Source organism: Nocardia sp. NPDC004415 (genome assembly GCF_053602435.1).
Genome location: NZ_JBSGDP010000049.1, coordinates 16,914 through 39,879, shown reverse-complemented (window position 1 = coordinate 39,879; position 22,966 = coordinate 16,914). Strand labels below are relative to the sequence as shown.

Annotated in this window: 23 protein-coding genes; 9 read left to right on the top strand and 14 right to left on the bottom strand. The window is 66.0% G+C overall.

Annotation, left to right across the window (positions count from 1 at the left end):
* Positions 1–45 precede the first annotated feature (45 nt).
* A complete protein-coding gene (locus tag ACWEMY_RS21555) occupies positions 46–588 on the bottom strand; it encodes a hypothetical protein (protein ID WP_452391457.1) in 543 nt (180 codons plus the stop codon).
* A gap of 295 nt (positions 589–883) precedes the next feature.
* Between ACWEMY_RS21555 and ACWEMY_RS21550 the strand changes: the two genes are divergently transcribed.
* The 4 genes from ACWEMY_RS21550 (at position 884) to ACWEMY_RS21535 (ending at position 4,803) form a co-directional block, all read left to right on the top strand.
* A complete protein-coding gene (locus ACWEMY_RS21550) occupies positions 884–2,740 on the top strand; it encodes a hypothetical protein (protein WP_452391456.1) in 1,857 nt (618 codons plus the stop codon).
* An 18-nt stretch (positions 2,741–2,758) separates the two neighbouring features.
* The gene (locus tag ACWEMY_RS21545; protein WP_452391448.1) at positions 2,759–3,163 is read left to right on the top strand and encodes a hypothetical protein; all 405 of its coding nucleotides are present in this window, start codon (positions 2,759–2,761) and stop codon (positions 3,161–3,163) included.
* Between the two features lie 5 nt (positions 3,164–3,168).
* On the top strand, positions 3,169–3,837 hold the full coding sequence (locus tag ACWEMY_RS21540) for an SMI1/KNR4 family protein (protein ID WP_452391447.1): 669 nt from the start codon (positions 3,169–3,171) through the stop codon (positions 3,835–3,837).
* A gap of 453 nt (positions 3,838–4,290) precedes the next feature.
* On the top strand, positions 4,291–4,803 hold the full coding sequence (locus ACWEMY_RS21535; RefSeq protein WP_375931263.1) for a hypothetical protein: 513 nt from the start codon (positions 4,291–4,293) through the stop codon (positions 4,801–4,803).
* Here ACWEMY_RS21535 and ACWEMY_RS21530 read toward each other — a convergent pair whose 3' ends face one another.
* The 4 genes from ACWEMY_RS21530 to ACWEMY_RS21515 are packed head-to-tail and all read right to left on the bottom strand — an operon-like array spanning position 4,804 to position 7,820.
* Positions 4,804–5,562, bottom strand: a complete 759-nt coding sequence (locus tag ACWEMY_RS21530) for an ESX secretion-associated protein EspG (RefSeq protein WP_375931266.1) — start codon at positions 5,560–5,562, stop codon at positions 4,804–4,806. It abuts the gene before it with no gap.
* A gap of 33 nt (positions 5,563–5,595) precedes the next feature.
* The gene (locus tag ACWEMY_RS21525) at positions 5,596–6,918 is read right to left on the bottom strand and encodes a hypothetical protein (RefSeq protein ID WP_452391446.1); all 1,323 of its coding nucleotides are present in this window, start codon (positions 6,916–6,918) and stop codon (positions 5,596–5,598) included.
* A complete protein-coding gene (locus ACWEMY_RS21520; protein WP_375931272.1) occupies positions 6,919–7,296 on the bottom strand; it encodes a hypothetical protein in 378 nt (125 codons plus the stop codon). It lies immediately after the preceding gene.
* 14 nt (positions 7,297–7,310) lie between these two features.
* Positions 7,311–7,820: a DUF3558 domain-containing protein gene (locus ACWEMY_RS21515; protein ID WP_452391445.1), complete on the bottom strand. Its 510-nt coding sequence runs from the start codon at positions 7,818–7,820 to the stop codon at positions 7,311–7,313.
* A 103-nt stretch (positions 7,821–7,923) separates the two neighbouring features.
* Here ACWEMY_RS21515 and ACWEMY_RS21510 point away from each other — a divergent pair, with 103 nt between their 5' ends.
* Positions 7,924–8,289, top strand: coding sequence for a hypothetical protein (locus ACWEMY_RS21510; protein ID WP_452391444.1), 366 nt, complete (start codon positions 7,924–7,926; stop codon positions 8,287–8,289).
* 98 nt (positions 8,290–8,387) lie between these two features.
* Here ACWEMY_RS21510 and ACWEMY_RS21505 read toward each other — a convergent pair whose 3' ends face one another.
* Together ACWEMY_RS21505 and ACWEMY_RS21500 are read right to left on the bottom strand one after the other, a co-directional pair.
* Entirely contained in the window at positions 8,388–9,773 is a 1,386-nt protein-coding gene (locus tag ACWEMY_RS21505; RefSeq protein WP_452391443.1) for an Abi family protein, read from the bottom strand.
* 182 nt (positions 9,774–9,955) lie between these two features.
* A complete protein-coding gene (locus ACWEMY_RS21500; protein ID WP_452391442.1) occupies positions 9,956–10,360 on the bottom strand; it encodes a restriction system modified-DNA reader domain-containing protein in 405 nt (134 codons plus the stop codon).
* 314 nt (positions 10,361–10,674) lie between these two features.
* On the opposite strand from ACWEMY_RS21500, the gene ACWEMY_RS21495 reads away from it, so the two are divergent.
* From ACWEMY_RS21495 to ACWEMY_RS21480, 4 genes are read left to right on the top strand one after another with little or no spacing between them, the layout of a single operon-like run.
* On the top strand, positions 10,675–11,835 hold the full coding sequence (locus tag ACWEMY_RS21495) for an FAD-binding oxidoreductase (protein WP_375931287.1): 1,161 nt from the start codon (positions 10,675–10,677) through the stop codon (positions 11,833–11,835).
* 14 nt (positions 11,836–11,849) lie between these two features.
* The gene (locus tag ACWEMY_RS21490) at positions 11,850–12,605 is read left to right on the top strand and encodes an FAD-binding oxidoreductase (protein WP_452391441.1); all 756 of its coding nucleotides are present in this window, start codon (positions 11,850–11,852) and stop codon (positions 12,603–12,605) included.
* Positions 12,606–12,664: 59 nt separating this feature from the next.
* Complete coding sequence (locus ACWEMY_RS21485) at positions 12,665–13,234, top strand: type IV toxin-antitoxin system AbiEi family antitoxin domain-containing protein (protein ID WP_452391440.1); 570 nt, start codon at positions 12,665–12,667, stop codon at positions 13,232–13,234.
* The gene (locus ACWEMY_RS21480; protein ID WP_452391439.1) at positions 13,224–14,252 is read left to right on the top strand and encodes a nucleotidyl transferase AbiEii/AbiGii toxin family protein; all 1,029 of its coding nucleotides are present in this window, start codon (positions 13,224–13,226) and stop codon (positions 14,250–14,252) included. The genes ACWEMY_RS21485 and ACWEMY_RS21480 overlap by 11 nt, the downstream gene beginning before the upstream one ends.
* On the opposite strand, the gene ACWEMY_RS21475 is transcribed toward ACWEMY_RS21480, so the two are convergent.
* The 7 genes from ACWEMY_RS21475 to ACWEMY_RS21445 form a co-directional block, all read right to left on the bottom strand.
* Positions 14,249–14,824: a suppressor of fused domain protein gene (locus ACWEMY_RS21475; protein WP_452391438.1), complete on the bottom strand. Its 576-nt coding sequence runs from the start codon at positions 14,822–14,824 to the stop codon at positions 14,249–14,251. The genes ACWEMY_RS21480 and ACWEMY_RS21475 overlap by 4 nt on opposite strands.
* 71 nt (positions 14,825–14,895) lie before the next feature.
* Complete coding sequence (locus ACWEMY_RS21470) at positions 14,896–16,065, bottom strand: globin domain-containing protein (protein ID WP_278261865.1); 1,170 nt, start codon at positions 16,063–16,065, stop codon at positions 14,896–14,898.
* Positions 16,066–16,679: 614 nt separating this feature from the next.
* Complete coding sequence (locus ACWEMY_RS21465) at positions 16,680–17,081, bottom strand: heat shock protein transcriptional repressor HspR (RefSeq protein ID WP_452391437.1); 402 nt, start codon at positions 17,079–17,081, stop codon at positions 16,680–16,682.
* On the bottom strand, positions 17,081–18,268 hold the full coding sequence (gene dnaJ / locus ACWEMY_RS21460; RefSeq protein ID WP_375931306.1) for a molecular chaperone DnaJ: 1,188 nt from the start codon (positions 18,266–18,268) through the stop codon (positions 17,081–17,083). Before dnaJ ends, ACWEMY_RS21465 begins: the two co-directional genes overlap by 1 nt.
* Before the next feature lie 21 nt (positions 18,269–18,289).
* Complete coding sequence (gene grpE, locus ACWEMY_RS21455) at positions 18,290–18,844, bottom strand: nucleotide exchange factor GrpE (protein ID WP_452391436.1); 555 nt, start codon at positions 18,842–18,844, stop codon at positions 18,290–18,292.
* Positions 18,841–20,703 (bottom strand): molecular chaperone DnaK, encoded by a 1,863-nt coding sequence (gene dnaK, locus ACWEMY_RS21450; protein WP_375931312.1) that lies wholly within the window; start codon positions 20,701–20,703, stop codon positions 18,841–18,843. The genes grpE and dnaK overlap by 4 nt, the downstream gene beginning before the upstream one ends.
* 462 nt (positions 20,704–21,165) lie before the next feature.
* Positions 21,166–22,956 carry a dynamin family protein gene (locus ACWEMY_RS21445; protein ID WP_452391435.1) on the bottom strand — a complete coding sequence of 597 codons (1,791 nt, stop codon included), beginning with the start codon at positions 22,954–22,956 and terminating at the stop codon, positions 21,166–21,168.
* Between the last annotated feature and the right edge of the window lie 10 nt (positions 22,957–22,966).

Sequence of the window (22,966 nt, the reverse complement as noted above, 5' to 3'; positions counted from 1 at the left end):
CACCACCGCCGCCGCAACAATGGCCCCCACGGCCCCGACAACGACTCAACCCGCCGGAAACCCCACGCCCACAACCCCTTCCACCCCCAGCTCTCCCACAACATCGGCCCCGCCGATGAGCTCCATGCCGCTCGGCCCATCGACAACCAATCCCCAGCCGTCCACACCGAGCCGCCCACCGACGACTACTCCCCAGCCATCCACACCCAGTCGTCCAACCACCCCCACCACCAACGGCACAGTCCCGCCGACCACCAGCCCCCGCACCACCCGCCCGTCCGCACCGACCCGCCCACAAAACCCGTCACCCAACCCGACGACCGCCTCCACCCCGCAGACCAACTCGGCACCGACCACCGAGCCCACCCCAACCACAGATCCGCCGCCGTCCGCACCGCCGACGGAGCCGTCCCCCACCACGGACACGACTCCGCCCACCGAGTCGTCCCCCACCACGGACACGACTCCGCCCACAGACACGACTCCCACCACGGACAACGCCCCGTCCACAGACTCCACCCCCACCACCGAGTCGACCCCCACCGACACGAACCCCGCAACCACCCACCCCGCGGACCCCACCCTCACCCCCCAAGACCTGGAAAACGCCTCCCGAGCCCGCCAAGCCCGCGAATCCCTCCGCCCGGTAACCCCCGCCAACGACCAGGCCCTCCAGGTAACCCCCACCACCGGCCGCCCGTACCGCAGCGCCAGCTACCCCAGCACCTTCGGCCAACCGGTCCGCGTAATCCGCGTCACCGCAGCCGTAACCACCTCCCCCACAACACCTCCCACCACCATCGACGCGGTCACCGACCGCACCCAACTGGCCACCGACCTCGCCTTCAACCAGGGCACCCAATTCCCCCTCGGCGACTGGCTGATGGTCGACGTGGTCCCCACCACCAACCCCACCACCGCCGACCTCACCATCGACGCCGACACCAACCCTTCCCTCACCGACCTCGCCAACACCGTCCGCACCACCATCGGCCTCCCCCCGAGCACCACCCCCACCCTCACCCCCGACGACATCCGCCAACTCGGCTCCGACATCTCCCGAGCCGACCTGGCCCGAGCCACCACCCCCTCCTGGGCCAACCAACACACCACTCCCCCCGTCACCACCCCCACGCCCAACACCACCCAATCTGTCGACACCACCGTCAACACGAACCCGCCCGTCGACACCACCCCAACGGTCGACACCACCCCGACAACCGACACCCCACCCATCGACCTCGACACCATCCACAACAACCACGCCGAACAAACCCCCGCCGGCATCTCCCACCACCGCGGCGACCCCACCATGGGCGACCTCCCCCACCGAGTCCCCGCCGACCCCACCCGCTTCACCGCCGACACCCACATCACCCCCGACGGCCACGCCGTAGTAGGCGGCCAAACCCTCACCCCCGAGCAATACGGCGACCTCCTCCGCCGCTCCACCTGGGACGGCACCACCCCCATCCGCCTGATCGGCTGCGACGCCTCCTCCAACGACTTCGCCAACCGCCTAGCCCAACACCTCGGCGTAGAAGTCCTGGCCCCCACCCAAGCCGCCTGGACCGACACCAACGGAAACGTCTTCAGCGCCAGCACAATCACCAACCCCGACGGCACCCGCACCCCCCGCATTCCGCCGGATGGGCAATGGGCTACCCACCATCCAAACGGCACTGCCGCACTCCACGGCTCCAGCCCCACCCCGCCTGGAACCTCGCCGACGACAGCTATCGACACAGTCGGTGCGATCGACCGATCCCAACCGAGCAATTCCTCGACAGGAAGCCCAAGTACCCCACCCACGACCACACCACCAGGCCAGCAAATCCCGTTCGGAGACGGCCGTGACGCAGTCCGGGAAAGGATCACACCGCCTAGGCGTGTCACCGACGCACCGCCGTACGACCCGAACAACCCCGCGCACGCCAACATCCGCGGCAGCCACCTGCACCACGACCACCCACTGCCGGTTCCTGAGGGCTCCCCAACCAACCGGGTAAACGGGCGGACGGCCAACGGCGAGCCATACACCGATACCATCTACGGCGACCCGCCGAACCACACCGTCGTTCGCGACTACCCCCCGCGCGCAGTCGTGTATGACCGGAGACACGGCGCCGGCACGTTCACAGTTCTCCGCCACGAGCAGCATGTGATCTACCCACCGGACGCCAACGGTGACATCCGATCGTTCTCCCGATCGCAGGTCGGCGACAATGTGGTACGCACCGAGTCCCTCAACGGCCGCCATGTCGCGACAGAAGGCGTCATCCGCCATGACTTCTCGACTGGTGACCAAGTGGATCGCGACGGAGACAGCACCGAGAGCGGCGTTGCCACAGCAACAGGGCATGAGGGAACCAATCCGAGTGGGCAACCAACGTCGTACGATGGCGGGCATGCCTCCAGCTACCGCACTACCCTGGACCGAGGCCTCGCCAATCTCTTTGCTCAAGAGCGAAGGTTCAATCAGGTCCATTTCAGGACACTGGAGAACGCAATTGCCGGGTGGCCGGCATCACGTGCCGGCCGGGAGACACACATACGTTTCGAGACAGATCCTCCCGGTGCACGTACCCCTGACAGAGTGGAAGGCCGTGTGCGTTTCATCGATGCGAATGGAAACAGCTTCAGAAATATCAGCGTGTCCTTCGATAACCACGGTGGAAATGCATTCAACCGCAAGGCCCACGGACTCACATCTGCCGACTATAGTAGGCATTCCGACTGACAACAGCTGGAGAATGTAATGGAAGATATTGATGCCACCGAGCTAAGCATCGAGCTGGCTAAAGCTACCGGCCAAGCCGCCGCCCTGGAATACCCCGATTGGACGTACGGTGTATCGACAAGAGTAAACACAGCCCCAGGAGTGTCTACCTGGGATTGCTTCTCCTACCAGGGCGGTGAAGGGAGGATGGTTGACCTTTTCGATCACCGGGCGATAGACAAAGCCTTGACCACGACAACCCGACAGTTGCTGGAATATCAAGGCGACGAATGCATGGGCGTCAAATGTAGCGTCGCCCGATCCGGACAGTTCCGAATCGAATACTCCTTCGACTTCGATGAGGCCATCCGCTGGGCCAACCCATTCTTCAGCAAACTCACGGATGAGGAAGTCATCGAAAATGTTCGCCCGCGTGACTTCTGATCACCATGAGCGATCTCGATAACCAATCGACTGGCAAGGTGGCCCACCTCGCGAACCAGATCTGGGCGACCCTTACCAACCGAGGATTCGAGCCACCGCTCCGTCGCGGAGACTACCCGGCCAGCCGGTACGAAGCCCTTGTCGGCGAGCCGGCCCCAGCAGAAGCCGCCGTGCTGTGGTCGGTGCTCGGCGGTCGAGACGTTCTCGGCCTATGGTTCGAGAGCGCATGGTCAGCAGGCGAACTGTGTGACGCCCGTGCCACCGAGGCCGAATTCAGTGGCCCCGGGGTCCCGTACGAGGAGTTGGACGGATCGGCCGCGAACTCGGTGCGAATGGTGTGGTGGGATCGCGGATGGTGTCCAGTGATGGCCACCGCCGACATCGCCTTCGCCATTGATACGAATCCGGGTGCCACCGGCCACCGTGGGCAGATCATCTTCTGCTCCCTGCACGAGGACTGTGACAGGGAAGCAGTTTGGAATTCACTCGCTGATTTTCTCCGGGATGTATTGACTGTAGTTTCCTCCGACGGGTTGGTCATCGAAAACGGTTTCGGACACTTAGCCCACACTGACGGATACAACCGGAGTGTTCCAATTTCTATTCTAGAAGTCGGTAGAGCCCACCGAGATGGCCGCCGTATTCAACTACACGGCCTAAGCGATGCGGTCTAGGAGGACCGGTCGAGCCCGCTATCGATTGGAGTCCGAGAAGCGACGAGAACGGCACCTACCATAATGCCGATCCAGTAACCGATTACGACACCGATACCGACGGACCCTTCTCACTTCGGCGACCCCGCGAACCTCACGCATTCACGCTTGAGAGCCCGACCGAGGGACAGACAGCCCTGACACCCAGCCTCCTGCGAGAACCATCGTCGTACGCCTCGCAGGTACGCACCTGGTCGGTTCGGGAGTGCACACCTTCGACCGGGTCCAACCCTGCCACACGCCGCATCGGGCGTGGGGCTACCGGTGTTGGCCGAGGTCGCGAATCGGGGTCAGTGAGCGGGGAGCCGGGCAGGGATGGTTACGACACCGGCACCCCTGGGTGCTCCGTTCGGGGAGCTTGTCAGGATTGCGTCCCACGGTTCGCGCGAGACCACACCAAAGGAAGGAATCGCCATGAGTCAGCACGAGTTCACGCTGGTTTTGGACCGCACGCCGAACGAAGACGAGCTGGATACGTTGTTCGAGGCGGGTCTGGATGACTCGACGCCGGAGTTCGGGCCGCGCGCTGTGCCGGTGCTGCATGTACACCGGGATGCCGACTCGCTGGCTACGGCCGTTGTCAGCGCGGTCGCGCAGGCAGAAGCCGCAGGGCTCGAGGTGGTGGGGGTGCGTACCGAAGACCTCGTCACGTTGAAGACGATCGCGGCCAGGACCAGCCGGACCTACGAGGCGGTCCGCCGGCTGGCGAATGGCGAGCGTGGGCCCGGCGGTTTCCCCGCATCGATGAGTGGTGACGGCTACGCCCTCTACTCGTGGACCGAGGTCGCACGATGGTTCGCCGAGCACTACGGGATTCCGGACACCACGACGTACTACGACCGAATCATCGCCGCCGCCGACCATCTGGTGCGGGCCCGGCGGCTATTGGGCGGCGATATCGGGCAGCTCGCGGCGTTGGCCGGCTGATCAGAGGGCGCCGTAGGTGGCGGTGCGGGCCTTGGCGGCGGTGGTGGAGAGGATGGTGGTGAGGGTTTGGTGGATGCGGGTCGTGGTGGTGGGTTTGGCGATGAAGGTGGTGTCGCCGTAGAAGACGTAGCGGCCGTCGCCGGTGAGGTCGTGGAGCTGGAAGTCGTCGCGGGCGTCGGTGTGGCGGTTGTCGGCGCTGGCGTGGGCGTAGACGCCGATGTGGGTGAGGGTGTCGGTGGGTTTGGTGAGGAAGGTTTCGAGTTGTTCGCGGGGAGAAGGGTCCCAGGGGTCGCGGGTGTCGGGGCGGGGGGCGGCGAGTTCGGCTGCGGTGACGCGGATTTCGCGGCCCGAGCCGGCGCGGACGCGCGGGAGGGTGGATAACACCGCGGCGGCCAGGGATTTCGGGGGGAACAGGTGCAGGGTGATGTCGCCGGGGTTGGTTTCGGGGCCGGGGGCCTGAATCGCCAAGGCGGCGTAGGTGTCCCGGGTGCCGCCGTGGGCGCGGATGGTGCGGACGCCGCGGGTGGCGCCCGCGACCTCCACGCGGGCGTGCGGAACGAGCAGGGCGGCCATGGCGCGGTCGAGGTCGCTGTCGAACTCGGCCATCAGGTTCTCGGCGGCCTTGCTGCGCAGACGCAGGATCTCGGCCTGGGATTCGACGTCGGTGTGCCGGTGGTGCAGCGGATACGGAAGGACGTCGCGGCCTGCCGCTTCCCAGAGGGTGCGGAAGTCGAGAGCGGTGAGATGCCAGGTGCGCACGGGAGATCTACTCTGTTCCATCAGGATTCGCGACTAGTCCCCACCGATGACCGGCGGGACCATCTTGGGCAGGTTGTCCAGACCGGTGAGCTCGTCACCGTGTTCCTGAGTGATGAGGTAGTCGGGGATCGCCTTGCTCGACTCGTCGTCCTGGCCGCCGCCGCGCGCGCCGGGGCTCATCCCGCCGGGCATGCCGGAACGGCCGGCGGCGCCGGAGCCACCCGCCCTGACGGCCGCGCCCGTGCTGCCCGCATTCGGTGAACCGGGGACCGCGCCGCCGGGCGTCCCCGCGCCCGGGGTGCCGCCGCCGGGCGACCCGCCACCGGGAGTGCCTGCGCCGCCGGGACTTCCGGAGGGCAGGCCGCTGCCGGGAGTGGCCGGGGTGGAGGCGGGAGTGGTGCCCGCGGGCACGGTGGACTGCGGGGTGGTGGAATCGGGGGTGGTCGAATCCTGGGTGGTGGGATCGTCGGTCGACGGGTCGTCGGTGGACGGATCGTCGGTGGTGTCGCCGGGGTCCGTGGACGGAGTGGTGGCCGCGGGGGTGGTCGGCGTCGACGGCTGGCCGGAATTCGGATTCGACGAATTCGGGTTGCCGGTACCGGGATTCGGGGAACCGCCCGGGATCTCGGGAGTGCCGCCGGGGTCGACGGTCTTCGGGATCGGGATGACCGGGACCTTCTCGTCGGACTCATGGATGACCGGGGCATAGACGGTCTGCAACACACGCACGGCTTCCACCCGTGCATTCTCCTGTGCCACATCGTCATTGCGCCACGCGCGTCCCTGGAACAGGCCCAGCGCGTTGTCCACGCCGCTGCGATGCTCGGGGGCGAACGGCACCAGCCGCTTGGTCGGCTCGAGACCGGTGCGCAGTTCGTCGAGCTTGTTGCTGGTGAGCGCGGCCGCGGTGGTGACCTTCTTGCCGGTGATGTCGTAGGCGGCCACGGTCTGCGCCGCCGCCGTCGCCGCGGCACCCGACCAGACATCGGGCGACATGCCACGCGCGATCTGCTTGCGGAACTCGTCGAGGGAGGTGCTGTTGCGGGTGGAGATCTCGTTCCACGCGCTGATCAGATCGCTGACGGCGGTGATATCGATCTTGTCGACCTTGGCGCGCAGCTCGGCGACGGTGCCCTCGAACGGGTCGGTCTTGGTGACCACGGCCGGGCGGTAGTCGCCGTCGAAACCGAGGTCGCCCGCGCGCTGGCGAGTGCGGTCGCGCTGGTCGTTGTACTGGTCCTGGATGTCGGCGATATCGGAGGAGCCGAGTTCGCTGTCGTCGCCGCTGAACGGGGACATGACGAAATTGCGCAGGCCACCGAAGAGGTCGAGGCCGCTCATGTTCGGGTAGGACATTCAGTTCACCTGCTCGGTGACGTAGTCGAGGGCGTTGGCGTTTTCGATGTCTTTGCCGGCTACGCGTTTGAAGGAGATGGAGAAGACCTCGCGAAGCTGCTGCACGGCTTCGATGTCCTTCAGCACGACGGCGTCGATCGAGTTGTCCTCGCCCGTCGCCTGTGCGAGGAACTTCGATTCGAGTTGCTTGCCCATCTGGAAATCGCCGAAGCCGCTGACGTTCTGCACTCGCCGCGTGATGCCGAGAATCTCGCGGAGGTCCGAAAGGCGTTCGTCGCAGGCCTTGAACATGTGGTAGGCCGCAGCTTCGTCGTTCAGGTAGATCTCCCCAGCCTTGGCCTGGTCGAGCAACGAGCTGTAGACGGTGCGATCACTCATGAACCCTCCCCTGGTCAGTTCGGAAGTATCGGAACGAGAACTTCGCCGACGCGCTCCAGGTACACGCACGGATCGTCCAGGCCGGACTCGAGCGGCGAGTTCAGGATCTCCAACTGGACGATGCCCTGCTCGGCGGGGAAGACGACATCGCAGCCGAGGTCCTTCGACGCTCCCTGCACCTTGAACTGGCGACCCGCGCGGCCCGCGATGGTCACATCCTGAAAATCGACGTTGCCCGGCTTCTGCTCGAATTCCGCGACGGACTTGTTCGTCGTGTACACCGTGAGCGAGTACTCGGGTGCGTCCCACGCGCAGATCTCCCACCCCGACTGCGCATGCCCACCGACCCCGGATTCCTCGGTCGACGGATCAACCCCCGCCTCCGTCAACACCGCATCCGAGATCTCCGTACACGGATCCCACAGCACCGGTTTCGCCGTCGTCGTAGCCCCCTGCGACGACGGCTCCCCAGAGTCACATCCCGTGACTCCGAGGACAACCACACCGGCCGTCACCAACGCCATACCTGCGCGTTTCATCCCCGCCCCTTCTCGCCGGTTACTGCTCTGACCAGGCACATTAGCACGAAGACCCGGCGCGCACGGTGGCCGCGTAAGTTGATCGACTATGAGCGATCTCCGACTTTCGGCGCCCTTCGACGGGCGTGATTCCGAAGGCAAACCGGTGGTGAACCGGCCGCCCGTCGACCCCCAGATCCGTGATCGAGTACTGGCCTATCTCGAGCACGCGCCGGTGGTCTTGAGCGCGCGCAGCTACAGCGCCGACGATTTCGCCCCCGCCGAGCGGGATGTGCCGATGAATTTCCAGACCGACGGGGTGTTCGTCTGGCCCGGCGCGGTCCCGCACTACCTGCGAAAGTACGGCCTGCCGCCGGAGCCGGCGCTCGTCCAGCACATCGTCGCGCGCGGGTTCACCCTCGACGAGGTAACCGAGGCCGACCGGCAGCGCGCCGTCACCACCGTCACCGGCTGACCAGCTCCGGCGGCAACGGGAAGCCTCGCAGGATCGCCACACCTGCGAGGCGGACCCTACCGGGTGAGTCCACCTCGCGTGCGGACGCAACCTGCGGATCACTCCGGGAGATCACCGACCCGAACAGGTGAACCGGGATCGCGCCCTGCGACGACGATGGCCGCGTCGAGTAGACGAGTACGCTCCGGCTCCGTATCCAGCATCATCATCGGCACATCACCACCCACGCCACGGTTGGCCGTGGACCACCATCGAGCCGCGTCCCACGGATGCTGACTGACCGCCAACGCTCGGTTGATACGTTGCGCGACGGGATGTATGCGCCGCTGAACCGCATCCAGCTGAAAGCACGGATACCGATACGACCGACCGACGAGCAGACCGAGCAGTTGATCCCGCGAACGTAGGTAGCGAACCGCGCTCGCCCGGCGCTCCGCAACAGTCCGGAGGTCGATCAGATGCCCGACTTCTGATGTGCTCGAACACTCGAATTTCCGCAGGATGTCGCGGTGTTCCTCGGGAACGGGGTCTGCGCGCGGGACATACCCCGGGGACCAGATGAGCTCGTTCGCCCAGCCTGCCGGACACCCCATGGATGTATCCGGTAGCCCCAGCTTTCCGAAGGCATCGGTGAGCAGATCGACGGCTCGATGTCGCCAAGTAGTCGCAGCATCGAGCTGGGTGGTGAGAAAGGCGAGCACAGCCAACGAAGAGTAGACGCGCGACTTGGGATGTTGGCCGGACGCGTGCGCGAGCTCGGGGACACCTTCCAACCGACCGAACTGTTCGACGATGTTCCTGTTCCACAGCCGACCATGATGAGCACACACGTTTCGGACGTACTTCAAGCCGGCGATCCAGCTGCCGAGCGCGGCACCGTCACCATCACACTCGGCATCGAACACTCCGAACATCTCGGCGATCGCGTTCTTCTGCCGTGGCTTCAACCCGTTCATCAGCACCACCAGGTTGCCGAATGTCATCAACTCGGTGATGACCCAAATAGGCAGCGGCATACCATATTTGGCCTTGAAGTGGACGACGAAATCTTCTTTCGACCGGTCCTCCTCATACCTGACGTTCTGGAGCCACTTCGCATGCTCGCTGGCCAGCCAATGCGCCCTGCTCGCAACCGGCTGCCGTTCATCGAGATGCGTGAACGATGGCTCGAGAGCTGCCGGGTCCAGGTGAGCGAATGCCCCCACCGCGCCGAGTGAGTATCCCAACCGCATTCGGAGCGCGACTTCGACCCGCTCGATGCCGTCCAGGACGAGAAGCCGTAGCTTTCGATCGAATTCGTAGAGTGCGACGACCTGATCGAGTGTGGTCCCTGGAACGAACTGTTCGCTGCGCCTGGAACTGCAGCCGCAGGACGCCTCGCACTCCGCAGCGTGCTCACGGAAGATGTACCAGTATCCACTCAGGCGGTAGTAGCCGATCGCGAGCAATTGCGCCGAGGCAGCAGATTCGTCACCCGTGTCCATGCCGCGGTCTCGTAAGAGCTGGACCTGCTCACGCAGCGTCTTGTACGGCTTGTCGTAGCTGGTGACGCGAGGTTGCGCGTTGATGACTCACCCCCTGCTAATATGGACTCACATGGCCGGTCGTCTACTCCCGCACCAGGGAGGGGCGGCCGGTTCTCTCGTTTCGATGCGGTTCGACTACGTCACAGCTCCCCGCGCAGTTCGCGCAGACTCTTACCAGAGGGAACATGCGTCCAGTAATGCCAACCGTCGATCTCGGTGCCGACCAGGTCCTTGAGAGCCCGGGACGGCGCCGCGTAAACCCCGCGTTCGGTGCTGATCCCGCCGGCTTCGGTGACCACACCGATGAACACCTGCCCCTTCCTGACCCGTTCGTGGCGGAGACGATCACCGACTTCGATCAGGCCCGCCGCGATCAGCGGCGACAACCGACCGGCCCCCAATGCATAGGACTTCATCGCCCCGGGACGGGGCGTTCGATCCAAGAGCAAGCGGCGCAGAACATCGTTGGGTTGCTCGAACCCCTCACGAAGGTCCACAAGAACGCTGTACACCTCGTCGTCGATGTGGATCTCATGCATCTTCATCACTGACCTCCAGCGACGAGAATATCACTTCTACTTCAAGTCTTCCAGATTATTGAAGTGAAAGTGATTCTCGAGTTGGCGCACGAGGATCAAGGGGTACCCGATTTCGGCGCGTGACAAGCGGGGACTTTTCGGGACTCGCGAGCGCGGCTGCTGGGGATCCGCGACCCGGATCGATAAGATCCGTCCGGCTCGTGGGGCGGCGTGATGAGCATCCCTGCACCCAACCAGCGGTTTCGGGGGATACTGGAACCGGTGTCCGCCGTCGGGCGGGGCCACATCGCAGCAATTCCAGGGAAAGGGAGCTTGACGACGTGGATGCGCGTTCGCTTGCGCTGGTCCGCGCCGATTTCCGCGGGGTGTCGGAGGCACCGGGCGGTCCCGAGCGGCTGATCAGCGCGTTCTACGGTCACCTGTTCGCACAGGACCCGAGGTTGCGGGAGTTGTTCCCGCCCGCGATGGACATGCAACCCAAGCGGCTCGTGACGGCGCTGCAGTTCGTCCTCGACAATCTTGAGGACTTCGATCGCGCGCAGAAATTCCTCGAGCAACTGGCTCGCGACCACCGCAAATACGGGGTCGAGGCCGACCACTACGACATGGCGGGTCGCGCGCTGCTCGGCGCGTTGCGCACCTACCACGGCAATCGCTGGACCCGCGAGCTGCACGAGGGCTGGAGCGACATCACCATCCTCGTCTCGGCCTCGATGGCGATCGGCGCGAACGAGGACAAGTCGCAGCCGTACTGGGACGCGACGGTCGTGGGGCATCGCCGGGTCCTCGACGACCTCGCGATCGTGCGACTCCAGGCCGACGGACCGATCCCGTTCAAGGCGGGCCAGTACGTGCCGGTCGCCATTCCGCAACGGCCGAACATGTGGCGCTACTACTCCCCCGCCATCCCGGCCAACCCGTATGGCGAGGTCGAGTTCCATGTGCGGCGGATCAGCGGCGGCTGGGTGAGCCCGGCGATCGTCAACGACACCAAGGTCGGGGACCGGTGGAAGATCGCCGGACCGCTCGGTGGCCTGCACGTGGACCGGGAATCCGGTCGCGACGTGCTGCTCATCGGCTCGGGCACCGGCATCGCGCCGCTGCGCGCGCAGCTGATCGAGATGAGTCAGCGCGGGATCAATCCGCGGGTGCACTTCTTCGTCGGCGGGCGGTACCCGGGCGACCTGTACGACGTGAACAACATGTGGCAGCTCTCCCAGTCGAACCCGTGGCTGACGGTGGTGCCGGTGTGCGAGGAGAACACCAATCCCTGGTGGTATCCGCAGGATTCGGCCGAACCGCCGGTCGGCATGCATCGGCGGCTGATCGGTAATCTGGGTGCGGTGGTGACCAGCTTCGGCAACTGGGCCGACCGGCAGATCCAGATCGCCGGGTCGCCGCAGATGATCGCCGACACCCGCCGGGCGCTCATCCGGGCGGGCACGCCCAGCCAGATCATCGCCGCCGATCCCGTCGGCTGAGTCAAGGAGCGCCCGTGAGCGAGTTTCCCGATCCCGCGTGGACGGCGACCGTCGTCGGCCATCACCGCCTGCGCAACGACCTGGCCGTCATCCGGCTGATCGGTGATTTCGTGCCGTTCGCGGCGGGTGGGTCGGTCGAGGTGGAGGTGCCGCAGCATCCCGGGGTACGGCGGCGCTACTCCCCCGCGCTGCCGCCCTCGCTGGACGGAAAACTGGAATTCCATGTGCGCACGGTGCCCGGCGGGTGGTGCTCGGATTCGATCGTGAGCGACACCAAACCCGGTGATCAGTGGCGAATCCACGCGCCGTACGGGGTTTTCCGGATCGATCCCGAAGCGGCCGAGGTCGTCATGATCGCCGGTGGCACGGGATTGGCGCCGATGCGGGCACAGATTCTCGATCTTGCCCGCCGCGAAACCCCGCCCCGGACTTATCTCTTCTACGGCGGCCGCTCGCCCCGCGACCTCTACGCCTCGGACATGCTGTTCCTGCTGGCCGGGGAATTACCTTGGCTGACAGTCATTCCCGTGGTGGAAAGTGCCGACGATCCCGCCATTCGCGACGAATGGCACGAGCAGACGCGCTCCGATATCGGCTTCGCGCCCGAAGAAATGCTCTACGGCACGCTCGCCGAGGTCGCCGCCACGCACGGGCCCTTCGCCCAGCAGCAGGTGCTGGTGTGCGGGTCACCCGCGATGGTGCGTACCACGGTCGACCGGTTGCTCGAATCGGGGACACCACCGGAGAACATCCTCTCGGAAGGCGCCTGATCCCGCGATCTAGCGCGAGCCGTCCGTCAATAGTATAACTATTGCGTTATACTATTGCCATGAGCCCCAGGGAGCTGGCGCGCGACCAGCTGTGGGAAGTTGCCACTACACAGCACGGATTCGTCACAGCACGGCAGGCCACAGATCTGGAGATCGACAAGTACGCACTGCAGATGCTTGTTCACCGCGGCACTCTGATGCGTGTCGCACACGGCGTCTACCGCTTCCCCCGATACCCGGTAGGTGAGTACGACCAGCTCATGCTCGCCGTACTCTGGACGCGCGCGCCCGAGGCGTGCCTGAGTCACGAAACCGCGTTGGACCTGTACGGCATCAGCGATGTCAACCCTCACCAGATCCACGTCACCATCGGCAAACACCGTCGACTACGCCGAGCCGACGGTGATGACTACATGATCCACACCGAGGACCTCGACCCGTCCCAGATCGGATGGGCGCACGAAATCCCGACGGTCACACCGAGAACCGCGATCCAGCAGTGCATCGTCGGGGGCACGCAAACCTATCTACTGCGGCAGGCGATCGAGCGTGGACACGCGCAGGGCCGCGTAACGACCGACGAACGCGAAGACTTGACCAATGCATTGGAGGGACGCAATGCCCGATGAGCCCGTCGGCTCACGTCTGACGGCGATGCTGAGCACGTTGCCGCCGAAAACCAAAGCACCGATGACGACCACGGTGCTCAACAATTGGATCACCCAAGCCGAAGGGAAACTCGGGACCGAAGCCAAAGCTGGGCGGCTCGGCTGGCTCGTCGCGTCATCTGTGGCGATCGCCGCGGTCCAGCGCGCACTCGATATCGACGGACGGAAGTTGTTCCTGCTCAAGGGTGGAACGCTGCTTCAGCATCGACTCGATGCGACGGCACGCGCTACCAAAGATGTCGATGGAATTGTCCGTGGTGATCTCGACGAGTTCTTCCTCGCGCTGGAATCAGCGCTCACCGAGCCATGGGGACCGCTCACGCTACGGCGGGGCGAAATCGAAGTCGTCGGAGTCCCCACCAAGCTGACCAAGCCGCGTCGGTTCGACATCATCCTGGAAATTCGTGGTGCGACCTGGCGCCGTATCCAGTTCGAAGTCTCGCCGGACGAAGCAGGCATCGGAGACGAGTTCGAAGCGATCGAAGCACTTCCATTGAGCGGTTTCGGCCTACCAGATCCAGACAGCCTGGTCGGCATCGCCATGCGGTTCCAGATCGCACAGAAGCTCCACGCAGTCTCCGACTTGCACGAACCACCGAACGTAGTCAACGACCGCCCGCGCGACGTCGTCGACCTGCTCCTCATCCGAGACCTCGTAGCCGCTACGGGCAGTCCCACCCTCCCGGAAATCCGAGCAGCCGCGATTGCAGTCTTCGGCGCCCGTGCTCGGGAGGCGCGCAATCTCGGACTTCGGCCGCATTCTTGGCCGCCGACAGTGGCAAGCTATCCGCACTGGCCCAACGACTACGCCAAAGCCGCAGCCTCCGGAGCTCTGGCGCTTTCCCTCGACGACGCTGTTGCTGAGGTGAATACATGGATCACCGCGATCGACCTGAGCCGGTCATCCGCGACCGACGAGTCCTTTCGTCTGACGGGCTCGCCGGATCCCGGCAATCCGCCCACCGCTCATGGCGCCTAGCGCGGGCTGAAGAGGTCGACCTCGTTCATGAGTTCGGTGAGGAAGAAGCCGGACGGCATGGTTCGGGCCCTGGCGGTTTCGGTGTCGGTGAGGGGGACGATGTTCAGGATTCTGACTGTGGTGCCGTCGGCCTCGAAGATGTCTTGGGCGTCGGGGAACAGGGGGCCCGCGAACATCACCGTGCGGCAATCGGGGAAGCCGGGGAAGTCGTCCTCCAGGGTCATCATGTGACCCCAGCCGAGCTGTTGGTCGGTGATCCAGGGGTAGGCGGCGAGATTCGCCAGCAGTTGGGCGACGGCTGATTCCCATTCCGGTGTCGGGTGTCCCCGCCAGGAGAATCGCAGTTCGGCGCGGCCACCGGCACCCGGGCCCGGGGTCGCGGGCATCTCACCGGCGGCCATGCCGACCGTGGCGAAGGTGGTCACGGGGATGCGCGGGGTCGGGCGGTACACGAGCACATCGATGTGGCCGATCGGGCCTGGCCCGTCCTCGAAGACGAACCCCTCGTCCTCGGGTCCGTACAGGTGCTGCACATCGCGAAAGACCGCCCGCAACAACGGAGAAGCACCCACCATGAACCCTTCCGACTCCCACCCGGCGTAGCCAGCGCTAGGGGAAGGAACTATATGCCACCCCGGTGGGCTCAGAACAACGGGTCGTGGCGGATCGAGTCGGCTTGGGTGCCTGCGGCCATGAGGCGGAACTTGGTGGTCTGGACCATGGAGGGGGAGCCGACTATCTGGACGTCGCGGTCGGACCAGGGGCCGTAGGAGGCGACGACCTTGCCGATCTGGCCGGTCATGCGGGGTTCGAGGCCGGGGAGGTCGGTGGTGGGCTCACCGGAATCGAAGTACCACCAGGGGTTTTCGTCGCTTTCGGTGACGGGGGTGACCGAGAGCCATTTGTTGGCGACGGCGAGCTGGCTCAGGACCTGTAGGTCGTAGAGGTCGCAGGGGTGGTGGCCGCCGACGAAGAGGTGGACCTTCGGGTTGACCCGGCGCTGGGCCATCGACATGATCTGCGCGCGCAGGGGGGCGATGCCGGTGCCGCAGCCGACCATGAGCATCTTGCGTTTGGTGTTGCGGGGGACGCCGAGGCCGCCGAGTGGGGAGCCGAGCTGCCACTGGTCACCGACGCTGGTGTGCGCGACCATCGCGGGACTCACCCAGCCACCGAGCACGCTGCGCACGTGGAATTCGATCTCGCCGTTGGCATTGGCGGGGTTGGCCGGGGACAGGTAGCGCCACATCCGGGGGCGCGCCGGGATCTGGACGCTGAGGTACTGGCCCGCCGCGTATTCCATCGGCTGGTCGAGCTGCACCCGGATGATCGACAGATTGCGCAGCACCTCGCGGCATTCGACCACCGAGGCGGTCCACACCGCGGGGGTGGCCTCCTTCTCGGCGGCGCTGATCATGGCGCCGCTGATCATGGCCAGGCCCTCGTCCCAGGCGGTGGCGACCTCGTCGGTCCACATCTCGGTTCCGGCGAACTGGCGCATGGCCGACTTCAGCGAATTGGCCACCGCGACATAGTGCGCGGGTTGCACACCGTATTTGCGATGGTCGCGGCCGAGCTGGGCCAGGAACGGCAGCAGCTTGTCCGGCTCTTCCAGCCGGTCGAGCGCGTAGCCGATCGCGGTGACCAGACGGTCGCGCTGGGCGTCCATGGCAGCCGGGAAGTAGTCACGGATCGGGGGGTAGTCCGTGAACAGGATCGAGTAGAACGACCTCGACAGCCGTTCGGACCCACCGTCTTCCGCAGCAACCGCCTTGAACGTGGTACGGATCAAAGCGACAGTCCGCGAATCCATATGTGTCACAACCTCGTTTCGCCATCGAACGCAGTCCGCGCCGGCGAGTGACGGGCTGGGAGGACACTCGTCAGCAGCCGATGCGAGAAGTCTAGGCGAGGTTTGCCAGCTTCGGAATCGTACTCTTAAACATCACGCGTGTAATTCTAAAAATACCAGGCAGGATGCGGCAGTATCCCTCAAAAACAGACCCAATGACGGTAAAACGGCCATCAACATGACCTCACGCTTCCGCGATCTTCCTGGCATTTCCGGCATACGCGACCCAATGTGCCTGGTAGAGCGACCTTTCCGCTACAACCACCGAGCCGACGAGCGCGACGCGCCGTGCCATGACACGCGGGCGATGCACACTGGAGCGTCGTGTCTGCACTGTCGAAATACCCTTCCGTCAGCCCGAATTCAGCGTCCCGACAGCAAACATTTACCGCCGCCCGGCGATAAACCCGCACCTCACGGGGCTGGACCGGACCTATCGGACAACAAGATCAGGAATAAAGAGGTTGCTGAATAATCACCAGCCGATCGCCGATGATTGACCGGCGACGAACGAACCCCCGGTCCGCATCCACCGCAATGGATATCGAACCGGGGGTTCGTCGTATCGAGCGACCTCAGCGCCGGTGGCGCGGCTGCCACACCACCAGCGCGGTACTGCGCTGGGGTGGGGTCAGGTCGGGCCGGTATCCGCCCCGCAACCGCTCCAGCTCCGCATTCATCTCCTCGACGCGCTGCTGCAGCGCCTCGACCTGGTTGGTGAGCTCGATGATGCGTTTGATGCCCGCGAGGTTGACGCCCTCGTCCTGCGACAACCGCTGCACTTCGCGCAGCAGTTCCACGTCGCGAGCCGAGTACCGGCGTCCGCCACCCGAAGTGCGTTGGGGCGTGACCAGACCCAGCCGGTCGTAGGTGCGCAACGTCTGCGCGTGCATACCCGCCAGCTGGGCCGCCACCGAGATCATGAAGAACTCGGCACGCGAGCCACCACCCGACGCGGACTTCGGACTATCGGACATCAAGCACCCGCCCATCCTGCACGCGGATCGAAGCCACTGGCCTTCTCGGCCTCCTGATAGCGCTTGAGCGCATCGGTGGCGTCGGAGTCCAGCGCCTGCGGAACCGCGACCTTCACCGTGACCAGCAGGTCACCGGCGCCGCCCGCCGCGCCGCGCTTGGGCACACCGCGACCGCGTACCCGCAGGATACGCCCGTCGGCGGTGCCCGGCGGCACCTTCACGCCGACCCGGCCGTCCAGCGTGGGCACGGAAACAGTTGTCCCCAGCACCAATTCGCTGTAGCTCACCGGGAGCACCAGGGTGAGGTCGTCGCCCTGGCGGCCGAAGACCTTGTCCTGGCTGACGTGCACCGTCACGTACAGGTCGCCCGAGGGCGCCCCACGCAGACCCGCCTCACCCTGACCGGCGAGCCGGATCTTCTGCCCATCGCTGACGCCCGGCGGAATCCGGACGGTGATGGTGCGGGTGCGGTTCTGGATGCCGGTGCCCGAGCAGTCGGTGCACGGGTCGTCGATGATCGACCCGGTGCCGCGGCAGTCGTCACAGGGCTCGCTGAAACCGAACGCGCCCTGATTACGGCTGACGACACCGGCCCCGTTGCAGTTCGGGCACACCCGCGGGCTGGTGCCCGGCTTGGCGCCGGACCCGTGGCAGGTGGTGCACGGCGACGGACTGGTCATCCGCAGCGGCACGGTGACACCCTGGGCCGCCTCGCGGAAGCCCAGCGTGGTCTCGGTCTCCACATCGGCACCGCGACGCGGGCGGCTCGCACCGCGCGCGCCGCCACCCCGGTTGAACAGCCCGCCCAGCAGATCGCCGAGCCCGCCGTCACCGGCAGCGCCCGCGCCGCCGGCCTGACCGAAGATGTCACCGATGTTGAAGTCCTGCGAGAAGCCGCCGCCCGCGCCGGGATTGAACCCGCCGTAGGCGCGGCCGCCGCCCCCGCCGCCCGCGAACAGGCGGCGGGTCTCGTCGTACTCCTTGCGCTTGGCCGGATCCGAGAGCACCGCGTTGGCTTCGCTGACGGCCTTGAACTTCTCCTCGGCCTTGGTGTCACCCGGATTGGAATCCGGATGCAGGTCGCGGGCCAGCTTGCGGTACGCCTTCTTGATCTCGTCCTGCGAGGCGCCGGCGGAGACACCCAGCTCCTTGTAGAAGTCCTTCTCGATCCACTCCCGTTGGCTCACCGGGCATCTCCTCCTCTCGCCTTATTCGTTGTCGGCGCCGGCATCCGGATCCGATGCCTCGGCGACCTCGGCATCGGTTACCCCGACCAGCGCGTGCCGAAGCACTCGCTCGCCGAACCGATAGCCCTTGCGCATGACCAGGCCGATCACCGGATCGGCACCCGAACCCTCGTGCTGCACGGCCTCGTGCAGCGTGGGGTCGAACGGCTCGCCCACCGCGCCGAACTCGACGAGACCCTGCTTGGTGAGCGCGGTCTCGAGCTTGTCGGCGACGGACTTGAGCGGGCCCGCCTCCAGGTCGCCGTGCGCCCTGGCCCGGTCCAGATCGTCGAGCACGCCGAGCAGTTCGCTCACCACCGCGGCCTTGGCCGCGTCGATGTTGGCCTGCCGGTCGCGCTCGACGCGGCGGCGGTAGTTCGCGTATTCCGCGGTCAACCGCTGCAGGTCGGCCGTGCGCTCGGCCAGCTCGTCGCTGACCGGCGCCTCGGTCTCGGCGTCGAGCACCTCCGCCTCGGGGGCGTCGGCGTCCTCGACGATGTCCTCGATCAACTCCTGCTCGGAGTTGGCCTCGGTCACTTCTTGTCAGCCGGGTCGTCGACGACCTCGGCATCGACGACCTGGTCGTCGTCGGCCGGGCCCGCGCCGTTGCCCGCGGCGCCGGTCTGCGCGTCCTGGGCGGCCTGCGACTCGTAGATCGCCTGGCCGACCTTCTGCGACTCGGTGGCCAGCTTCTCCACCGCGGTCTTGATGGCCGCGATGTCGGTGCCCTCGAGCGCCTTCTTGGCCTCGGCGACCGCGTTCTCGGCATCGGCCAGCAGCTCGGCCGACACCTGCGCGCCGCCCTCGCTCGCCTTCTGCTCGGTGATGAACTTCTCGGTCTGGTGCACCAGCGACTCGGCCTGGTTGCGGGTCTCGGCCTCTTCGCGGCGGGTCTTGTCCTCGGCGGCGTGCGCCTCGGCGTCCTTGACCATCCGGTCGATCTCTTCCTTGGACAGGCCGGAGCCGTCCTGGATCTTGATCTTGTTCTCCTTGCCGGTGCCCTTGTCCTTCGCGGTGACGTGCACGATGCCGTTGGCGTCGATGTCGAAGGTGACCTCGATCTGCGGCACGCCGCGCGGGGCCGGGGGCAGGCCGGTCAGCTCGAAGGAGCCGAGCAGCTTGTTGTGCGAGGCGATCTCGCGCTCACCCTGGAAGACCTGGATCTGGACCGACGGCTGGTTGTCGTCGGCGGTGGTGAAGGTCTCCGAGCGCTTGGTGGGGATGGTGGTGTTGCGCTCGATGAGCTTGGTCATCACGCCACCCTTGGTCTCGATACCCAGCGACAGCGGGGTGACATCGAGCAGCAGGACGTCCTTGACCTCACCCTTGAGCACACCGGCCTGCAGGGCGGCGCCCACGGCGACGACCTCGTCCGGGTTCACGCCCTTGTTCGGCTCACGGCCGCCGGTCAGTTCCTTGACCAGCTCGGAGACGGCGGGCATACGGGTGGAGCCACCGACGAGCACGACGTGGTCGATGTCGGCCACGTTGATGCCGGCGTCCTTGATGACGGACTGGAACGGCGCGCGGGTGCGATCCAGCAGATCGGAGGTGATCTTCTGGAACTCCGAGCGGGTCAGCTGCTCGTCGAGGAACAGCGGGTTCTTGTCGGCGTCGACGGTGATGTAGGGCAGGTTGATCGAGGTGCTCTGGCTGGAGCTCAGCTCGATCTTCGCCTTCTCGGCGGCCTCGCGCAGACGCTGCAGGGCCATCTTGTCCTTGGTCAGGTCGATGCCCGAGCTGGCCTTGAACTTGTCGACGAGCCAGGTGACGACGCGCTCGTCCCAGTCGTCGCCGCCCAGGTGGTTGTCACCGGAGGTCGCGCGGACCTCGACGACGCCCTCACCGATCTCCAGCAGCGAGACGTCGAAGGTGCCGCCACCGAGGTCGAAGACCAGGATGGTCTGTTCCTTGTCGCCCTTGTCGAGGCCGTACGCGAGCGCGGCCGCGGTGGGCTCGTTGACGATGCGCAGCACGTTGAGGCCGGCGATCTGGCCGGCTTCCTTGGTGGCCTGACGCTGGGCGTCCTCGAAGTAGGCGGGGACGGTGATGACCGCGTCGGTGATCTCCTCACCGAGGTAGGCTTCGGCGTCGCGCTTGAGCTTCATCAGCGTGCGCGCCGAGATCTCCTGCGGCGTGTACTTCTTGTCGTCGATCTCCACCGACCAGTCGGTGCCGATGTGGCGCTTGACCGAGCGGATCGTGCGGTCGACGTTGGTGACCGCCTGGTTCTTCGCGGGCTGACCCACGAGAACCTCGCCGTTCTTGGCGAAGGCGACGATCGAGGGGGTGGTGCGCGAACCCTCGGAGTTCGCGACGACGACCGGCTCACCGCCTTCCAGCACGGCGACGACAGAGTTCGTGGTCCCGAGGTCGATTCCGACCGCACGAGCCATAGTGATTTCCTCCTGTTTGGACGTTCTAGGGCAATGATCTCGAGCAACGCTGAGCGCAGTGGGCTCAATCCTGCCTCCGGAGTCCTCCCGGAGTCAACCCAGACTTGAGTCAGTTGCGCTCAACCTTGTTGATCAGGACAACCGGCGGCCGCGGCGATGTATTCCCGAACCCTAGACATTCTTGCGCGGCCTCGACTCAACCGCGACGGGCGATGCGCGATCGTGACGCAACCTGTCAGCGGATGAGACCGAGCGGTCGCCCCGAATTTTGGGGGCACTCGTGGAGGGGTGCCGCACCGGGGTGAACCGCTATTTTCAACAGCATGCGTGCATCTATGGGCAAGGTTCAGTGGCGACGCGGGCTCGGTGGGGTCGCCGCCTACTTCATCTGAAGTCGTCCGGATTTGGGCGGGCCTGATGCGCGGTAGTCGCGAGAGGGAGCAGGCCCGCCCACTCGGCGCCTCAGGGCGCCGGTTCCAGGCTCGCCGGCACGCCGGACTGTTCGGTGTAGCGGCGCAGTGCGGCGACGGCGGTCAGCTGGCGTTCCAGGGTGACGATGCGCTGCGCGCGGTGCGAGGCCTGGGCGTTCGCGGCTTCCTGTGCGGCGGTGAGGGATTCGTCGATCGACCGCAGGCTGCGTTCGGCGATGCCCGCGTAGTGGTCGCGCAGGGACCGGTGGATGCGGTGCATGCGGTCCTTGGAATCCTTGCCCGCCTGGAAAGCGACATCGTCGAGGAATCGGCGCACGGCGTTCTTGGCCTCACCGCGGCGGCGGGCCATGCGCGCCTGCTTGTCGTCGCGGTAGGCCTTGCCGCCGACCAGCACGCCCGCGCCGAGCGAGATCGGGTTCAGCATCGCCAGGCCAGCGAAAGTCGTTGCGAGCCCGACCATCAGGACGCCGCCGTAGGAACCGCGCATGCCGACGAGGACCTTTGAGACCACGCCGATATCGGGTTCCAGCTCGCCGAGAGTGGCTGTGCCACCGACCGTGCCGGAGTGGTCCAGCGCGGCGGGGAGTTCGACGGCACCGAGTTCCTGGAAGTGTTCGGCGACCCGTTCGGCCAGCGCCTCGGCGCGGGTGTGCGCGAAGAGCAGGTTCTCACCGAGCGCGGTATCGACTGTGCCGGTGAGCCATTCGGCGATGGCGTTCCAGTGCCTGCCGGGATCGTGCTCGTCGATCCACTCCTCGCCGGTGCGGCTGATGGTGCGCAGACGTTCGCGTAGGTCGTGATCGACATCGCCGGCGAGGTCGGTGATGCCGTCGGCGAGGGTCTGCTGCCAGGTGGCGGTGCGGCGATGCAGTTGCTGGGCGGCGGCTTTCGCGGCATGCAGTTCGGCGACCGCGGCGGCGGCCTGCCGCGGATCGCGCAGGGCGACCAGCTCGCTGCCGACAGTGAGCGCGAGATGTTCGGCAGCCGAGGACATCTCCTTCATCACCCCCGCCCGCGCGGTGGCCTCGTCGCGGGAGACCACCTGCTCGCGCAGGAACTGGAAGAGTTCGCCGAAACCCGATTCCGCGCCGAGCTGGGCATCCTGCAGGCGTAGGGCGTGGGCGCGCAGCAGGGACGAGACCGGCAGGAGCGGGACGGGCAGGTCGGCGGCGGCCAGGTGGGCGCGGTCGGCGGCGAAGACCTGGCGCCAATGCGGATAGAGATCGGACTTCGTCATCAAGACCGCTGTCGCCGGGCACAATTCGCGCGCCTGGCGCAGGAAGGTGAGTTCCGGGGCGGTGAGTTCGGTGGAGGCGTCGGTGAGGAAGAGAACGGCATCGGCGGCGGGGAGCATTTCCAGCACACCCAGGGTGGTGCCGGTGCCGCCGATGCCGGGGGTGTCGACGAGGACGATGCCGTCGGCGAGCAAGGGGTTGGGCAGGTGGATGTCGATGCGGATGATCTGCCTGCCCGCGGCGAGGGGCGTGCGGGGGTCGATCGTGGCCAGGTCGTCTACAGGGAACTCGACACGATCCTCGGAACCTGTTGCCGCGAGGACCAATTCGGCCTTCGGCTGATCGGCGTGGGCCAACTGGATCGGGATGGTGGTGGTGAGCTCGTCACCCACCGGGCACACATCCTGATTCAGCAGGGCGTTGACGAAACGGCTCTTGCCCTGATCACGCTGGCCCGCGACGATGATCCGCCTGCGCGGGTCGCGCATCCTGGCCGCGGCTGTCTCCAGCCGGGCGACCAGGTCGTCGCGACCCGCGGCGCGGGCGGCCGCCACGGTGTCATCGAGCACCGCGAGCACCGTGTCCATCGCTCTCCCC

What these genes read in the sequence shown, in the direction of transcription:
- dnaK (WP_375931312.1), bottom strand. Translation starts at nt 20,703, where the DNA reads ATGGCTCGTGCGGTCGGAATCGACCTCGGGACCACGAACTCTGTCGTC.
- ACWEMY_RS21510 (WP_452391444.1), top strand. Translation starts at nt 7,924, where the DNA reads ATGAGCGATCTCCGACTTTCGGCGCCCTTCGACGGGCGTGATTCCGAA.
- ACWEMY_RS21500 (WP_452391442.1), bottom strand. Translation starts at nt 10,360, where the DNA reads ATGAAGATGCATGAGATCCACATCGACGACGAGGTGTACAGCGTTCTT.
- ACWEMY_RS21480 (WP_452391439.1), top strand. Translation starts at nt 13,224, where the DNA reads ATGCCCGATGAGCCCGTCGGCTCACGTCTGACGGCGATGCTGAGCACG.
- ACWEMY_RS21545 (WP_452391448.1), top strand. Translation starts at nt 2,759, where the DNA reads ATGGAAGATATTGATGCCACCGAGCTAAGCATCGAGCTGGCTAAAGCT.
- ACWEMY_RS21525 (WP_452391446.1), bottom strand. Translation starts at nt 6,918, where the DNA reads ATGTCCTACCCGAACATGAGCGGCCTCGACCTCTTCGGTGGCCTGCGC.
- ACWEMY_RS21505 (WP_452391443.1), bottom strand. Translation starts at nt 9,773, where the DNA reads ATGGACACGGGTGACGAATCTGCTGCCTCGGCGCAATTGCTCGCGATC.
- ACWEMY_RS21470 (WP_278261865.1), bottom strand. Translation starts at nt 16,065, where the DNA reads ATGGATTCGCGGACTGTCGCTTTGATCCGTACCACGTTCAAGGCGGTT.
- ACWEMY_RS21550 (WP_452391456.1), top strand. Translation starts at nt 884, where the DNA reads ATGGTCGACGTGGTCCCCACCACCAACCCCACCACCGCCGACCTCACC.
- ACWEMY_RS21515 (WP_452391445.1), bottom strand. Translation starts at nt 7,820, where the DNA reads ATGGCGTTGGTGACGGCCGGTGTGGTTGTCCTCGGAGTCACGGGATGT.
- ACWEMY_RS21535 (WP_375931263.1), top strand. Translation starts at nt 4,291, where the DNA reads ATGAGTCAGCACGAGTTCACGCTGGTTTTGGACCGCACGCCGAACGAA.
- ACWEMY_RS21520 (WP_375931272.1), bottom strand. Translation starts at nt 7,296, where the DNA reads ATGAGTGATCGCACCGTCTACAGCTCGTTGCTCGACCAGGCCAAGGCT.
- ACWEMY_RS21465 (WP_452391437.1), bottom strand. Translation starts at nt 17,081, where the DNA reads ATGTCCGATAGTCCGAAGTCCGCGTCGGGTGGTGGCTCGCGTGCCGAG.
- ACWEMY_RS21540 (WP_452391447.1), top strand. Translation starts at nt 3,169, where the DNA reads ATGAGCGATCTCGATAACCAATCGACTGGCAAGGTGGCCCACCTCGCG.
- ACWEMY_RS21445 (WP_452391435.1), bottom strand. Translation starts at nt 22,956, where the DNA reads ATGGACACGGTGCTCGCGGTGCTCGATGACACCGTGGCGGCCGCCCGC.
- ACWEMY_RS21485 (WP_452391440.1), top strand. Translation starts at nt 12,665, where the DNA reads ATGAGCCCCAGGGAGCTGGCGCGCGACCAGCTGTGGGAAGTTGCCACT.